Origin of the sequence: Micromonospora sp. NPDC049101, from assembly GCF_040648675.1 — a bacterium.
Lineage (GTDB): Bacteria > Actinomycetota > Actinomycetes > Mycobacteriales > Micromonosporaceae > Micromonospora.
Map to the genome: position 1 here is coordinate 215,154 of NZ_JBEZED010000007.1, position 14,406 is coordinate 229,559.

Below are 14,406 nucleotides of genomic sequence, written 5' to 3' on the forward strand. Positions count from 1 at the left end.
CAGCCTAAGGTGAAGGGCGTGCCAGACGCCTCCGCCCAGCCGACAACCGAAGCCGATCGTGCCATCCCCGGTCCACTGGCCAACTACACCACTCTACGGATGGGTGGGCCGGCCGAGCGGATCGTGACCGCCGGCAGTGCCGACGAGATCGTCCGGGCCGTCCGGGCCGCGGACGAGCCGGTCCTGATCCTGGCCGGTGGCAGCAACGTCGTGGTCGGCGAGCCGGGCTTCGCCGGCACCGTCGTGCTGGTGCGCTCCCGTGGCCTGAGCGTCGTCGCCGAGGACGCCGAATCCGTCACGGTACGGGTCGACGCCGGTGAGCCGTGGGACGACCTGGTCGCCGCCACGGTGGCCAACGGCTGGGCCGGGCTGGAATGCCTCTCCGGCATCCCCGGCTCGACCGGCGCCACCCCGATCCAGAACGTCGGCGCGTACGGCCAGGAGGTCGCCGAGACGATCACCGGCGTCGAGGTGTACGACCGGGTCGAGGGCGCCCGCCACACCATCCCCGCCGCCGACTGCGGGTTCGCCTACCGGGGCAGCATCTTCAAGTACCGGGACCGCTGGGTGGTGCTGTCCGTCGACTTCCGACTCACCCGGTCCCCGCTCTCCGGCCCGGTGCGCTACGCCGAGTTGGCGCGTGCGCTCGGTGTCGAGGTGGGCGACCAGGTGCCGTTGGCGGACGCCCGAGCGGCGGTGCTGCGGCTGCGCGCGGGCAAGGGCATGGTGCTCGACGCCACCGACCCGGACACTCGTTCGGTCGGTTCCTTCTTCACCAACCCGGTGCTGGACCAGGCGACGTACGAGCTGCTCCTGGAGCGCTCCGCCGAGTTGGGCGACCCGCCCGCCTGGCCGGGAGCCGACGGCCTGGTCAAGGTGAGCGCGGCCTGGCTGATCGACAAGGCCGGTTTCACCAAGGGGCACCCCGGCGAGGGCGGAGTCTCGATCTCCAGCAAGCACACCCTCGCCCTGACCAACCACAGCGGCACGGCCAGCACCGACGACCTGCTCACCCTGGCCCGAGACATCCGCGACACGGTGCAGGCCCGCTTCGGCGTAACCCTCCACCCCGAACCAGTCCTCATCAACTGCACCCTCTAACCCCACCCCAAACCCACCCCACCCCACCCCACCCCACCCCACCCCACCCCACCCCACCCCACCCCACCCCACCCCACCCCACCCCACCCCACCCCCACCCCCCGCTCTTGTCGATCAAGGAGTTGTGGTGGGGGACGTTTACCCCGATCGGGGTTAAAGCGGCCACCACAACTCCATGATCAACGCGGTCGGGCTGGCGAGGCGCGGGTGGGCGAGGGGTGGGCGGGGCGGGTGGGTTACGGGAGGGTGGGGAGGGGCCAGGGGAGGGTTAGTTCGCCCTGGCGCCAGCGGGTGGGGTTGTTGAGGATGGGCCAGCCTGACTCGCGGAGACGCGTTACCGCTCGCAGCCATCGTTGGCGGGGGCCGAACGTGGCGTACGGGGCGGCGGCCTGCCAGGCGTCGTCCAGGGCGCGGATCAGATCGTGCACCCGCTCACCGGGGACGTTGCGATGGATCAGCGCCTTGGGCAGTCGCTCGGCCAACTCGGCAGGGCTGACCAGCGTGGTGAGCTTCGCGGCCAGGGTCAGCGTCCGTGGGCCGTCGGCGTCGATCAGCAGCCAACTGGCGAGCCGCCCCAACTCGTCGCACGTGCCCTCGACGAGCACCCCGCCCGGGGCGAGCGCGGCAGTCATCGTCCGCCAGGCCTCCGGGACCTCGCTCTCGTCGTACTGTCGAAGCACGTTGAACGCGCGGACCAGCACCGGCCGGAGCCCGGCCAACTCGAACCCACCCCGGGCGAACGTCAGGCTGGGCGGATCGGCGGCCGGGGCCGCGGCGGCCACCCGGGCCGGGTCGATCTCCAACCCCACCAGCCGTACGTCGGGACGAACCCCCGCCGCCAGCCGAGCGCGCAACTCCACAGCGGTCACCGGGTTGGCGCCGTAGCCGAGGTCGACCACCAGGGGGTCTTCCGCCGCCAACAGTCGGTCGGCGCAGGTGGCGACGATCCAGTTGTCCACCCGACGGAGCCGGTTCGGGTTGGTCGTGCCACGCGTGACCACACCGAACGGCCGGCGCCGTGCCCCGCCGCTCACTCCGCACCCTGCCCGGTCGGCGCTCGTTCGCGACTGCGGGGCTCGCAGACCCGGCTCACTCCTCGCGCTTCACGGCGTCGTCTCTGTTCGCGACTGCGGGGCTCGCAGACCCGGCTCACTCCTCGCGCTTCACTGACCGACCCGGTGGACCTTGTGCTGTGCGGCCTGCGCCCGCGGCCGGACCACCAGCCGGTCGATGTTGACGTGCTCGGGGCGGGTGGCGCACCAGGCGATGCAGTCGGCGACGTCCTCGGCCACCAGCGGCCCCGGCACCCCGGCGTAGACGGCGGCGGCCCGTTGCACGTCACCCTCGAAGCGGACCAGCCCGAACTCCTCGGTCTGCACCATGCCCGGGTCGATCTCGATCACCCGCAACGGTCGGCCGCACAACTCCAGGCGGAGCGTGCCGGCGATGGCGGTCTGCGCGTGCTTCGCGGCGGCGTAGCCACCCCCGCCCTCGTACACCGTCAGGCCGGCGGTCGAGGAGACCACCACGATGGTGCCGGAGCCGGACGCCTCGAGCGCCGGCAGCAGCGCCTGGGTGACCCGCAGCGTGCCGAGCACGTTCACGTCGTACATCCACTGCCAGTCGGCGACCGAGCCGGACTCCACCGGGTCCAGCCCGCGCGCCCCGCCGGCGTTGTTGACAAGCAGGGTGACCGGCCCGGGGGCCTGGGCGGCGGCCTCGGCCAGCCCGGCCACCGACTCGTCCGACGTGATGTCGCAGGTCACGGCGGTGGCCTGCCCGCCGGCGGCGGTGATGTCGGCGACCAGGTCGGCGAGCCGCTCGGCGCGACGGGCGGCGGCGAGCACGTGGAAGCCCTCGGCGGCGAGTCGGCGGGCGGTGGCCGCGCCGATTCCGCTGGACGCTCCGGTGACGATGGCGACAGGGGTCATTGCGACATTGTCCCCCCGCCCGTGGGACCCGAGCGGACCGGGCGGGGCGGCCATCGATGGGCGTGCGGTGATGAGGTCCGTCACCCCCGGGACCCGCGCCGGGGAATTTCCGAAGCCCGATGGGGAAGATGACACCTGGCGTACAGGTTGACCGAGAAGCACCGGTCGTGCGAGATGGCATCTACCGTGACAAAGGAGCGGATGTGGCGGAACTGCACACCGGTGTCGGGCGTCAGCGAGGTGCCCAACCGTGGCCCCGGCCTCGCCGTATCGCCACCCTTTCGGTGCACACCTCCCCCCTGCACCAGCCCGGCACGGGCGACGCCGGCGGCATGAACGTCTACATCCTCGAGGTCGCCCGGCGACTCGCCGAAGCCAACGTCGAGGTGGAGATCTTCACCCGGGCCACCTCCGGCGACCTGCCCCCGGTCGTCGAGATGGCACCCGGGGTGCAGGTCCGCCACATCACCTCCGGCCCCCTGGAGGGCCTCACCAAGGAAGAGCTGCCCGGTCAGCTGTGCGCCTTCAGCGCCGGGGTGCTGCGCGCCGAAGCGTCCCGCCCGCCCGGGCACTACGACCTGATCCACTCCCACTACTGGCTCTCCGGCCAGGTCGGCTGGCTGGCCAAGGAGCGTTGGGGGGTGCCGCTGGTGCACACCGCACACACCCTGGCGAAGGTCAAGAACGCCCAGCTCGCGGCCGGCGACCGGCCCGAGCCCAAGGCCCGGGTGATCGGCGAGGAGCAGGTGGTCGCCGAGGCGGACCGCCTGGTCGCCAACACCCGGGTCGAGGCCGGTGACCTCGTCGACAGGTACGACGCCGATCCGGCCCGGGTGTCCGTCGTACAGCCGGGTGTCGACCTGGGCCGGTTCCGGCCCGCGCCGGGCGACCGGTCCGCGGCCGCCCGCGCGGCCCGCCGCCGGCTGGGGCTTCCAGCCGATGGGTACGTGGTTGCCTTCGTCGGTCGGATCCAGCCGCTCAAGGCCCCCGACGTGCTGATCCGCGCGGTTGCCGCCCTGCGCGAACGCGACCCGGCGCTGGCCGCCCAGGTGACAGTGGTGATCTGCGGCGGGCCCAGCGGCAGCGGACTGGACCGTCCGACCGCACTGATCGAGCTGGCTGCCACACTCGGTGTCGCCGACGGGGTGCGGTTCCTGCCACCGCTCACCGGGGACGACCTGCCGGCCCTGTACCGGGCGGCCGATCTCGTCGCGGTCCCGTCGCACAACGAATCGTTCGGGCTGGTCGCCCTCGAGGCGCAGGCCTGCGGTACGCCGGTGCTGGCCGCCGCCGTCGGAGGGCTGGTCACCGCCGTGCGGGATGAGGTCAGTGGCGTACTGATCGACGGCCACGACCCGGTCGACTGGGCCCGCGCGCTGGGCCGCCTGCTGCCGAACCCGGCCCTCCGGGCGGTGCTGGGCCGCGGGGCCGAGCAGCACGCCCGACACTTCTCCTGGGACCGTACGGTGGCCGGCCTGCTCGGCGTCTACGGCGAGGCGATCGCCGCACACCGGGACCGGCTCGCGGCCGACCTGGCAGGCGACCCGGCACTCTCCTGCTCCTGGTGACCCGTGGGCGTCGGCTGACCGATGGGGGTCGCCTGAACCGGGGGCGTTGCCGCCAACCGGTGCGCGGGCCGGGTCGGTCGTAGAGTGGGTCCGGTGAGCCCGAAGAGCGATCTTGCGACCCTGATCGAGTCGGTCTGTGCCGAGCGGGAGTTGGCCTGGGAGTCGACCGGCCCCGGCTCGTACGCGGTGACCCTGCCGGGCACACACAAACTCAAGACGGTCTGCAACCTGATCGTCGGCGAGCACGCGCTGCGGATCGAGGCGTTCGTGATGCGCCAGCCGGACGAGCGCCGCGAGGAGCTGTGGGCCTGGCTGTTGCAGCGCAACGCCCGGATGTACGGCGTCTCCTTCTCCACCGACGCGGTCGGCGACGTCTACCTGACCGGTCGGGTCAACCCGGCCGGCGTGGACGCCGACGAGTTGGACCGGCTGCTCGGTTCCGTGCTCACGTACGCCGACGAGTCGTTCGACCCGATGCTGGAGATCGGTTTCGGCAGTTCGATCCGCCGCGAGTACGAGTGGCGGGTCAAGCGTGGCGAGTCGACCGCCAACCTGGCCGCGTTCGCCCACCTCTTCGAGCCCTCCGGCTCGGGCCCCGACCCAGCCTGACCGCCCCCGCGCTCCCGCGCCAAGATCTGCGCAACTTCCCCGTTGTTGCTGCCTCCGACCGCCGAGAGACAGCAACATCCCCGATCTTGTGCGGATCTTGACGACTCACACCGCCCCGGAGCGGAGTTTGGGGCTTCTACCGCCGCCACGGTCGCGCTCGACTCAGGAAGTAGTGGCCGCCCCACGCGCCGATGCCACTCGATCCTGGATCGAGCACGATCATGGTGAGTCGTCGGAGGTTCGGACTGCTCCTGACGGGTATGCCGCACCGCGCGGTGCGGCGAGGGACCCCCGCGCGCCGAGGACGGAGTGTCAAGGAGCGGAGCGTCCCATGGCTCAGCGGAACAGCTCAGGTCGCGGCGCGACTGCGACCAGGACGAAGCGACAGGCCGGCAACCAGACGCCGGGTACCCCAGGAGTCTCCGAGTCGGAGATCTCCCGGATGCGGGTGGACGACATCCGCGGGCAACTGCGTAAACGCGGGGTCTCTGGGATCTCCGCGCTGCGCAAGCCCGACCTGGTGAAACAGTTGGTCCGCTCGATGCGGGCTGGCGCGGGTCGGAGCAGCACCGGTCCGACGGGCCGGGCCACCGGCACCCGGGTGTCGGCGGGTCGTGCCGCCGCCACCAAGAAGTCGGCGGCCAGGCCGGCGTCGAGCCGCGCGAAGGCCGCGCCAGCGAACAAGAGCGCGCCCGCGAAGCGGGCCGCCGCGACGAAGGCGACCGCCGCGCGGAAGTCGGCGGCGGCGAAGAGGGCGCCGGCGAAGAAGGCGACAGCTGCGAAGAGGACGACAGCGGCGACGTCGACGGCCGCCCGTAAGACGGCAGCCGCCCGCAAGACCACGGCGGCCCGTAAGACCACGGCGGCCCGTAAGACCACGGCGGCCCGTAAGACCACGACGGCCCGTAAGACCACGACGGCCCGTAAGACGACGACGGCCCGTACCGCGCCCGCGGGTAAGGCGCCGGCGAAGAAGGCCCCGGCGCGGCCGGCGGCGAAGCGGGCGGCGCCCGCCACGCGTACCACCGCGAAGCGGGCGGCACCCGCCAAGCGCGCGGCGACCCCGTCGGCCAGCAGTGGCACGACGACCGGTGGGATCCGGACCGGACGGGGTACCGGACGGTCGGTCCGCAGCTCGCAGGTGATCTCGTCGGTCCAGGACCGGCCGGAGCGGCCGGGGCGGAGCCTGATCACCACGAACCACGAGGTGATCCAGCGTTGGGCCCGGGGGCGTGGGGCCAGGCCGGCAACCATCGCGGGGACCGAGCGAGACGGCCGTGCGGGCGTTCTGACCTTCAACATCCCCGGTTACCGGGAAAGTAGCCGAATTCGCGAGATCACCTGGGATGAGTGGTTCTATACCTTTGACCTTCGGCGGCTGAACCTGATTTATCAGGAACAGTTGCGCGACGGCCGGCAGAGCAGCTTTTTCCGGACCGAGTCGCCCGATCGGGAGGACGGCTGAGGTGTTTGCGGGAATGGCTGACGGGTACGCGGCTGTTGTCAGAGACTGAGTCCCGAGCAGCGGATACTCGTCAGTTGTGACCGGCGAGACAGCCGTTCTGGGTTGAATCCAGAATCTGGGCGAACTAGCTTTATTGCACCGCGCCACGCTTGGAAACGTTCGGGGGAGCGGCGGATCGATCAGATCCGCGCACCAGGCGAGGCGCGAGGGGACGGGTGGACCTACCGTTGGGGGACGGTGCCCACCTGTTTGGACCGGCGGCTGAGCGGGCGATGCTTACGGGGGTGAGTGTTGCCCGCCGCCGCCGGCCCCACCGGCGGGCGCCCACCACGACCTCAGGGCCGTGGTGGGCGCTTTGCCGTGTTCCGCCGATCATGCGCTCACCCGGTCCGTGGCCGGCGTCTGCTCCTGGCGCAGCGCGGCGACGTGCCGCTCCCGGGGTGGTCCGGCGAGCAGGTGCCCGACCGCGGCCGCCAGGCCCAGCCCACCCACCAGCAGCCAGTGCCCCTCGCCGAGGTGCTGCAGGCTCACCCCGCCGAGGGTGGGAGCGACGAATGCCGCGGCCGGGAACGTCAGGTAGAAGACCGCCTGGTAGCGCGCGCGTAGCGGCGGCGGTGCCAGGTCGGCGTTGATCTGCGCGTTGGGCGGGGCGGCGAGCATCGAGCCGATCGTCCAGACCACGGCGGCGATCAGGTAGACGGCCAGTTCGTCGGCGACGGCGAGCACCCCGAAACCGAGCGCGAGCAGCGCGGTGGAGGCGGCCAGTACGACGTCCTTGCGGTGCCTGTCGATCAGCCGGGGCACGAACAGTTGCCCGATCACGATCAGCGCGCCACCGAGCGCCACCACCAGCCCGTACGCCGACGGGCCCAGGCCGTCCGCGCGCATGGCCAGCGGCATGATCGTCGACGTCTGCATGGTGAGCACGGCCAGCGCGAAGGTGAGCCCGACGAAGACCAGGAAGGTGCGGTCGGTGAGCGCGGTGTGCAGTCCCGGTCGACGGGGCCGGATCGCCGTGGGTGTCGGGCTGTCGGCGGGTGGGGCGGCCAGCCGCAGGGTCTCCGGCACCTTCCAGCCGATCACGGCGGCGGCGGTCAGGGTGGCACCGGCGTCGACCAGGAACAGCGCGGTGAAGCTTGCCTCGGCCAGCACTCCGGCGAGCAGCGAGGCGACCGCCATGCCCAGGTTGAACGCCCAGAACTGGAGGTTGAACGCGCGTGAGCGGCGTTCGGCGGGCACCACGTCGACGATCGCCGCGACGAACGCCGGGCTGGGCATCGAGTGGACCACGCCGACGAGTGCGGAGAGCACCGCGATCAGGAGCAGGGGTTTGCTGAAGGCGAGGGCCACCATCAGGCCGGCCGTGGTCAGGTGTGCGGCGAGCAGGGTCGCCCGGCGGCCCCACCGGTCGGCGAGGACACCGCCGAGGAGCACGCCGGCCGCGCCGCCGGCCCCGTACGCGCCGACGACCGTGCCGGCCAGCCCGAGACTCGCCCCGCGTACGTCGGTGAGGTAGAGCGACAGGAACAGCATGGCGAACGCGCCGGCCCGATTGATCAGCAGGCCGGCCCAGAGGTACCAGAAGGTGGCGGGGAGCCCACCTGCGGTGTCGTGCCACAGGCGCCGCAGGGCGTGCACTCGTCCTCCCGACAGTTCGCTTTCTTAACTGTTTCGAGTGCAGAGTAGGAACCCGGGCCGCCCCGGCGCCAGTCGTCAGGCGGCCGCCTCGGCGGGTTGCGGCGTCCGGCGGGTGTCGACAGGTGCCAGCGCCTCGCCGGAGCGGCGCAGCGCGGCGGCCCGCCGCTCCCGGGCCGGGCCGGACACCAGGTGGGCCACCGCGGTCAGTACGCCGAGCGCGGCGCAGCCGTACCAGAGCGTGTCGTTGCCGGCGTGCTCGCGCACCAGGCCGCCGAGGATCGGTGCGCTGGCCCCGGCGATCTGCCAGGACAGGGAGAACACGCCCTGGTAGCGACCGCGCAGCTCGGCCGGCGAGAGTTCGGCGATCAGTGTGGAGTTGGACGGCGAGTTGAGCATCTCGCCGACCGTCCAGATCAGCACGGTCAGCCCGTAGAACCAGGGGGTGCCGGCGAACGCGGTGAGCCCGAACCCGACGCCCATCACCACGGATGCCAGCGCGAGCACGTGGGATCGGCTCCGACCCCGGATCAGTCGAGGCACGAAGAGCTGGCCGACCACGATGAGGACACCGTTGAGCGCGATCACCGAGCCGTAGGTGGCCGGACTCAGGCCGTCGTCGCCCATGGCGATTGGCAGCATCGAGATGTGCTGGAGGAAGACCAGCGCGGCGAACAGGTTGAGTGCCACGAAGCCGAGGTAGACGCGGTCGGTGAGGATCGTGCGCAGGGCGCCGCGGGGAGTGGCGGTGGCGGCGGCCGAACGGGCCTGCCGTGTCTCCGGCACCCGGGTGAAGATGATCAGCGCGGTGACCAGCATGGTCCCGGCGTCGACCACGAAGAGCAGCAGGTAGTCGGCCTGCGCGGCGAGGCCAGCGAGGACCGCGGCGCAGGCGAAGCCCAGATTGATCGCCCAGTAGTTGAGCGAGAAGGCGCGCAGTCGGTCCTTCGCCGGCACCACGTCGATCATCATGGCCCCGAACGCGGGCCGGGCCGCCTCGGCGAACATGCCGAGCAGCAGGGCGCCCAGCGCCACCGCCCAGAGGTCCCGGGCCAGCCCGAGGCCGAGCATCATGGCGGCCGCGCCGACGTGCGCGGTGAGCAACGTCGGCCGGCGGCCCCACCGGTCCGCGAGGGTGCCGCCCACTGTGGTGCCGAACGCGCCGCCGACCCCCCACAGGCCGATCACCAGGCCGGCCTGGGACGCCGAGAAGCCGCGTTCCTGGGTGAGGTAGATGGCGAGGAAGACGAGGACGAACGAGCCGAGCCGGTTGATCAGGGTGCCGGACCACAGGTACCAGAAGGTGGCCGGCAGGCCGCCGGTGGTATCCCGGAACCAACTCCGCATCGTCCGCATCTGGCGCCCCGCTTGCAAGTAATGACCGCTATGACTGTCGTGCCTTACAACCCTAGTGGCGGGGCGATCCGCTGGTCATCCGCATTTTCACGTGGTGGTCGTCACGACGGCTGCCCGCGTGTCCTCGCGGCGGTTGAGGCAGGATGATCGGCATGACTGCGAGCGAAGGGCCCACCGTCGGGACGCTGGTCCTGCTGCGACACGGTGAGAGCGACTGGAATGCCAAGAACCTCTTCACCGGTTGGGTGGACGTCGACCTGACCGAGAAGGGCGAGGGCGAGGCGCGGCGCGGCGGCGAGTTGATGCGCGAGCACAGCCTGCTGCCGGACGTCGTGCACACCAGCGTGATGCGCCGTGCGATCCGCACCGCCGAGCTGGCGCTCAACGCCGCCGACCGGCACTGGATCGCCGTGCGCCGGTCGTGGCGGCTCAACGAGCGGCACTACGGCGCCCTGCAGGGCAAGAACAAGAAGCAGACCCTCGACGAGTACGGCGAGGAGCAGTTCATGCTCTGGCGCCGGTCGTACGACACGCCGCCGCCGCCGATCGACGACAACGACGAGTGGTCGCAGGTCGGCGACCCCCGCTACGCGCTGCTGCCGACCGAGCTGATGCCGCGTACCGAATGCCTCAAGGACGTCGTCGAGCGGATGCTGCCCTACTGGTACGACTCGATCGTGCCGGACATCCTGGCCGGCCGGACGGTGCTGGTGGCCGCGCACGGCAACTCGCTGCGCGCCCTGGTCAAGCACCTCGACCAGATCTCCGACGAGGCGATCGCCAAGCTCAACATCCCGACCGGCATCCCGCTGCGCTACGACCTCGACCCGCAGCTGCGCCCGCTCACCCTGGGCGGCACCTACCTCGACCCGACGGCGGCGAAGGAAGCTGCCGCCGCGGTCGCCAACCAGGGCCGCTGAGCCGACGACGAAGGCCCCCGGGATTCCCGGGGGCCTTCGTCGTGCCGGGGATCAGCTCGCCGAGGGCGTGCTCTGCCCGGTGATCAGGTAGATCACGTGCTCGCCGGCGTTGACCGCGTGGTCGGCGAAGCGCTCGTAGAAGCGGCCCAGCAGAGTGGCGTCGATCGCCGTCTCCACCCCGTACGGCCAGTCGTCGCCGAGCAGCACCGCGAACAGGTTCTTGTGCAGCTCGTCCATGGCGTCGTCGTCGCGGTCCAGCTCGCCGGCCAGGTCGGCGTCGGGCTTCGCCAGCACCGAGCCGATCTTCACGGCCATCCGGTCGGCGATTTCGGACATCTCGGTGAACACCGTCCGCAACTCGGCCGGAACGGCGGGGGAGGGGTGTCGGCGCAACGCGGTCTTCGCCACGTGCTCGGCGAGGTCACCCATCCGCTCCAGATCGGCGGCCACGTGCAGCGCGGTGATCATCGCCCGGAGGTCGGAGGCGACCGGCGCCTGTCGGGCGAGCAGGTCACAGACGCGCTCCTCGACGTGTCGGTAGAGGTCGTCGATCTCGGCGTCCCGCTCGATGACCGTCTCGGCGGCCTGCCGGTCGGCGGTGAGCAGGGCCCGGGTGGCCTGGCGCATGGCGGCGCGGACGCCCTCCGCCATGTCCACCAGCAGTTGGCTGACGATCTGGAGGTCGGCCCGGAACTCGTCGCGCATCATCACGTCCTGTGGTTCGGTCGCCGCCGACGGGTGCCGGCGCAGGGGGGTTGAGCAGGTGCGACGCCAACGGTATGGGGTGCGGGCGGACCGCGGATGAACCACGGTGAACGACGCCAGACGTGGGGGTGAACACTTCTCGAAGTGCGGGTGGTTCGTCCCGTTCTGTGTGGTAGCCAGGTTAACAATGACCCTACGATCGCCGGGTGGAGTGGGCGGTGGCGGTCGTGGTGGCCGTGGCGTTGGTGGCCGGGTTGGCCGCCGGCCTCCTGCTGCCCCGGTTCCTGCCCGCGCGGGACGGTCGCTCCACGTCGACGGGCGGCGCGAGCCCCCGCTGGAGCAGGGGGAGGCCCGCGATAGCCGACGAGCAGCAGGCTGGGCTCGGCCGCCGGACGATCGACTCGCTCCGGGCCGGTGTCGTGGTCCTGGACAACGACGACGTGCCGGTGCTGATCAACCCGGCCGCCCGCGCGATGGGGCTTCTGCGTACCGGCAGCACCCCCGGCTCGATCGCCGCGCACCCGCTGATCCGTACCCTTGCCGGCCAGGTGCGACGCACCGGGGTGCGGCGCGAGATCGAGCTGGACCTGCCCCGGGGTCGCGACAGCGCCGGGGAGAACCCGCTCGGCGTGCACCTGCGGGCGATGGGTCTGGGCAACGGGTTCATCGCGGTGGAGGCGGTCGACGTGACCGAGTCGCACCGATTGACCCGGGTGCGACGCGACTTCGTGGCCAACGTGAGCCACGAGCTGAAGACCCCGATCGGGGCGCTGCAGCTGCTCGCCGAGGCGTTGCTGGACGCGACCGAGCCGGCCGACGCGGCGGCGCCCGATCTCTCCGAGGACCTGGTGGCCGCCCGCCGGTTCGCCGAGCGGATCCAGCACGAGTCGACCCGACTGGGTCGGCTGGTGCAGGAGTTGCTGGAGTTGACCCGGTTGCAGGGCGCCGAACCACAGCCGCCACCCGAGCCGGTAGCGCTGGACTGGGTGATCGCCGAGGTGGTCGACCGGACCCGCACCACGGCCTCCGCCCGGGGTGTCGAGGTGACCGTGGACGGTCAACGGGGCCTCACCGCCTACGGCAGCGACTCCCAACTCGCCACGGCGGTGGCGAACCTGGTCGAGAACGCCATCAACTACTCGGGCGAGGACACCACCGTGCGGGTGACCCTGCGCGGTGACGACGAGCACGTCGAGGTCGCCGTCGCTGACCAGGGCATCGGCATCGCCCCCACCGACGTGGACCGGATCTTCGAGCGGTTCTACCGGGCCGACCAGGCCCGTTCGCGGGCCACCGGCGGCACCGGGCTCGGCCTGGCAATCGTGAAACACATCGCGAGCAACCATGGCGGACGGGTCGAGGTGTCGAGCACTCTTGGTGGTGGATCGACGTTCACCCTCCGGCTGCCCGCCAGCCCACCGGACGACCTGCTGGCGACACTGCCGCCGGTTGGGATCGAGTCCGGTCCGGCTGGGCTACGGCAGGTCTGACAGCAATGGAAAGGAAATCCCCGTTGAGCCGCGTTCTGGTGGTCGAGGACGAGGAGTCGTTCTCCGACGCCTTGTCGTACATGCTCCGTAAGGAGGGCTTCGAGGTTTCGGTCGCGGCGACCGGCACCGATGCCCTCACCGAGTTCGACCGAACCGGCGCCGACATCGTGCTGCTCGACCTGATGTTGCCCGAGATGTCGGGGACCGAGGTCTGCCGGCAACTGCGGCAGCGGTCGGCCGTACCGATCATCATGGTCACCGCCCGGGACAGCGAGATCGACAAGGTGGTCGGGCTGGAGATCGGTGCCGACGACTACGTCACCAAGCCGTACTCGCCACGGGAGCTGGTCGCCCGGATCCGGGCGGTGCTGCGCCGGCAGAGCCCGGAGGTGGCCGAGGCGGGCGCTCCGACGCTGGCCGCCGGCCCGGTGCGGATGGACATCGAACGGCACGTGGTGACCGTCGAGGGCGGGGCCGTGCAGCTGCCGTTGAAGGAGTTCGAGCTGCTGGAGCTGCTGCTGCGCAACGCGGGCCGGGTGCTCACCCGCGGCCAGCTCATCGACCGGGTCTGGGGCGCCGACTACGTCGGTGACACCAAGACATTGGACGTGCACGTCAAGCGGCTGCGTTCCAAGATCGAACCGGAGCCGTCGGCGCCGCGCTTCATCGTCACCGTCCGGGGCCTGGGCTACAAGTTCGAGCCGTGATCGGCGTACCCGAATGGGGTCTGCGCTCGGCGTAGGCCCCCTTCGGCCTGTTCGCGCTCGGTCAGCGGACGACCTTGAGGTTGTAGCAAGATTGCTACCAAGATCGGTTAGATTTCGTCGGCGGGGTGCGGGGCGACCATGCCCTGCTTGACCCGCGCCGCGCACAGCTCGGCCAGCCGCTCGTAGGCGGCAGCGCCGATCAGCGCGGTCAACTCCGGCCCGTACGACAGGTACATCGGCTCGGTGCCGACGTGCGCGTCCGTCGAGGAGGTGCACCACCAGTCCAGGTCGTGCCCGCCGGCACCCCAACCGCGCCGATCGAACTCGGACAGGGTGGAGACCAACACCTTGGAGTTGTCCGGCCGCTTCACCCAGTCCTGATCGCGGCGGATCGGCAACTGCCAGCAGACGTCCGGCTTGTATTCCAGCGGGTGCACCCCGTCGCGCAGCGCCTGGCCGTGCAGGGCGCAGCCACCCCCGCCGGCGAAGTCGGCGTCGTTGAGGAACACGCACGGACCGTCGGGGCCCTGGGTGGCGGTGCGGCGGGCCGGGTTCTTGCCGTCGATGGTGTCCTCGGCGGTCCAGTTCTTGAAGCCGCGCTGGAAGTGCTGCCAGGTCGACGGGGTGAGCCGCTTGACGGCGTTGCGGACCCGCTTCTCGTCGTCGGAGTCGGTGAAGAACGCCCCGTGCGAGCAGCAACCGTCGGCGGCCCGGCCGGCGATGATGCCATGGCAGCCCTTGCCGAAGATGCAGGTCCAGCGGGACAGCAGCCAGGTCAGGTCGGCGCGGATCAGGTGCGTCTCGTCGGCCGGATCGGTGAACTCGATCCACTCCCGGGGAAAGTCCAGTGGCACCTCGCGACTGCGCGGATCACCCGGGTCGTCCACCAGCACACGGAGCTCCATCGTCACCCGGCCCA

Annotated in this window: 13 protein-coding genes; 7 read left to right on the plus strand and 6 right to left on the minus strand. The window is 71.4% G+C overall.

The window, feature by feature from the left end; all coding sequences use genetic code 11:
- Positions 1–18 precede the first annotated feature (18 nt).
- Positions 19–1,101 carry a UDP-N-acetylmuramate dehydrogenase gene (locus AB0B57_RS12445; RefSeq protein WP_357068278.1) on the plus strand — a complete coding sequence of 361 codons (1,083 nt, stop codon included), beginning with the start codon at positions 19–21 and terminating at the stop codon, positions 1,099–1,101.
- A 236-nt stretch (positions 1,102–1,337) separates the two neighbouring features.
- On the opposite strand, the gene AB0B57_RS12450 is transcribed toward AB0B57_RS12445, so the two are convergent.
- Both AB0B57_RS12450 and AB0B57_RS12455 read right to left on the minus strand, forming a co-directional pair.
- Positions 1,338–2,135 carry a class I SAM-dependent methyltransferase gene (locus AB0B57_RS12450; protein ID WP_357068280.1) on the minus strand — a complete coding sequence of 266 codons (798 nt, stop codon included), beginning with the start codon at positions 2,133–2,135 and terminating at the stop codon, positions 1,338–1,340.
- A 129-nt stretch (positions 2,136–2,264) separates the two neighbouring features.
- Complete coding sequence (locus AB0B57_RS12455) at positions 2,265–3,032, minus strand: SDR family oxidoreductase (RefSeq protein WP_357068282.1); 768 nt, start codon at positions 3,030–3,032, stop codon at positions 2,265–2,267.
- Between the two features lie 203 nt (positions 3,033–3,235).
- Here AB0B57_RS12455 and mshA point away from each other — a divergent pair, with 203 nt between their 5' ends.
- The 3 genes from mshA to AB0B57_RS12470 all read left to right on the plus strand — a co-directional run bounded on the left by mshA (position 3,236) and on the right by AB0B57_RS12470 (position 6,674).
- A complete protein-coding gene (gene mshA, locus AB0B57_RS12460) occupies positions 3,236–4,600 on the plus strand; it encodes a D-inositol-3-phosphate glycosyltransferase (protein ID WP_357068284.1) in 1,365 nt (454 codons plus the stop codon).
- Positions 4,601–4,693: 93 nt separating this feature from the next.
- Entirely contained in the window at positions 4,694–5,209 is a 516-nt protein-coding gene (locus tag AB0B57_RS12465) for a YbjN domain-containing protein (protein ID WP_357068286.1), read from the plus strand.
- Between the two features lie 541 nt (positions 5,210–5,750).
- Entirely contained in the window at positions 5,751–6,674 is a 924-nt protein-coding gene (locus AB0B57_RS12470; RefSeq protein WP_357068449.1) for a hypothetical protein, read from the plus strand.
- A 372-nt stretch (positions 6,675–7,046) separates the two neighbouring features.
- Here AB0B57_RS12470 and AB0B57_RS12475 read toward each other — a convergent pair whose 3' ends face one another.
- The gene (locus AB0B57_RS12475; RefSeq protein ID WP_357068288.1) at positions 7,047–8,312 is read right to left on the minus strand and encodes an MFS transporter; all 1,266 of its coding nucleotides are present in this window, start codon (positions 8,310–8,312) and stop codon (positions 7,047–7,049) included.
- Positions 8,313–8,387: 75 nt separating this feature from the next.
- Positions 8,388–9,665 carry an MFS transporter gene (locus AB0B57_RS12480; RefSeq protein ID WP_357068290.1) on the minus strand — a complete coding sequence of 426 codons (1,278 nt, stop codon included), beginning with the start codon at positions 9,663–9,665 and terminating at the stop codon, positions 8,388–8,390.
- Between the two features lie 152 nt (positions 9,666–9,817).
- On the opposite strand from AB0B57_RS12480, the gene AB0B57_RS12485 reads away from it, so the two are divergent.
- Positions 9,818–10,585, plus strand: a complete 768-nt coding sequence (locus AB0B57_RS12485) for a phosphoglyceromutase (protein WP_357068292.1) — start codon at positions 9,818–9,820, stop codon at positions 10,583–10,585.
- 51 nt (positions 10,586–10,636) lie between these two features.
- On the opposite strand, the gene phoU is transcribed toward AB0B57_RS12485, so the two are convergent.
- Positions 10,637–11,290, minus strand: coding sequence for a phosphate signaling complex protein PhoU (gene phoU / locus AB0B57_RS12490; RefSeq protein WP_357068294.1), 654 nt, complete (start codon positions 11,288–11,290; stop codon positions 10,637–10,639).
- A gap of 206 nt (positions 11,291–11,496) precedes the next feature.
- On the opposite strand from phoU, the gene AB0B57_RS12495 reads away from it, so the two are divergent.
- Positions 11,497–12,780 carry an ATP-binding protein gene (locus tag AB0B57_RS12495; protein WP_357068296.1) on the plus strand — a complete coding sequence of 428 codons (1,284 nt, stop codon included), beginning with the start codon at positions 11,497–11,499 and terminating at the stop codon, positions 12,778–12,780.
- A gap of 23 nt (positions 12,781–12,803) precedes the next feature.
- Positions 12,804–13,487: a response regulator transcription factor gene (locus tag AB0B57_RS12500; RefSeq protein WP_039906992.1), complete on the plus strand. Its 684-nt coding sequence runs from the start codon at positions 12,804–12,806 to the stop codon at positions 13,485–13,487.
- 107 nt (positions 13,488–13,594) lie between these two features.
- Here AB0B57_RS12500 and AB0B57_RS12505 read toward each other — a convergent pair whose 3' ends face one another.
- Entirely contained in the window at positions 13,595–14,392 is a 798-nt protein-coding gene (locus AB0B57_RS12505; protein ID WP_357068451.1) for a hypothetical protein, read from the minus strand.
- Between the last annotated feature and the right edge of the window lie 14 nt (positions 14,393–14,406).

Coding starts and splice junctions, on each gene's coding strand:
- AB0B57_RS12485 (WP_357068292.1), top strand. CDS start 9,818: ATGACTGCGAGCGAAGGGCCCACCGTCGGGACGCTGGTCCTGCTGCGA.
- AB0B57_RS12455 (WP_357068282.1), bottom strand. CDS start 3,032: ATGACCCCTGTCGCCATCGTCACCGGAGCGTCCAGCGGAATCGGCGCG.
- phoU (WP_357068294.1), bottom strand. CDS start 11,290: ATGCGCGACGAGTTCCGGGCCGACCTCCAGATCGTCAGCCAACTGCTG.
- AB0B57_RS12480 (WP_357068290.1), bottom strand. CDS start 9,665: ATGCGGACGATGCGGAGTTGGTTCCGGGATACCACCGGCGGCCTGCCG.
- AB0B57_RS12470 (WP_357068449.1), top strand. CDS start 5,751: ATGCGGGCTGGCGCGGGTCGGAGCAGCACCGGTCCGACGGGCCGGGCC.
- AB0B57_RS12505 (WP_357068451.1), bottom strand. CDS start 14,392: ATGGAGCTCCGTGTGCTGGTGGACGACCCGGGTGATCCGCGCAGTCGC.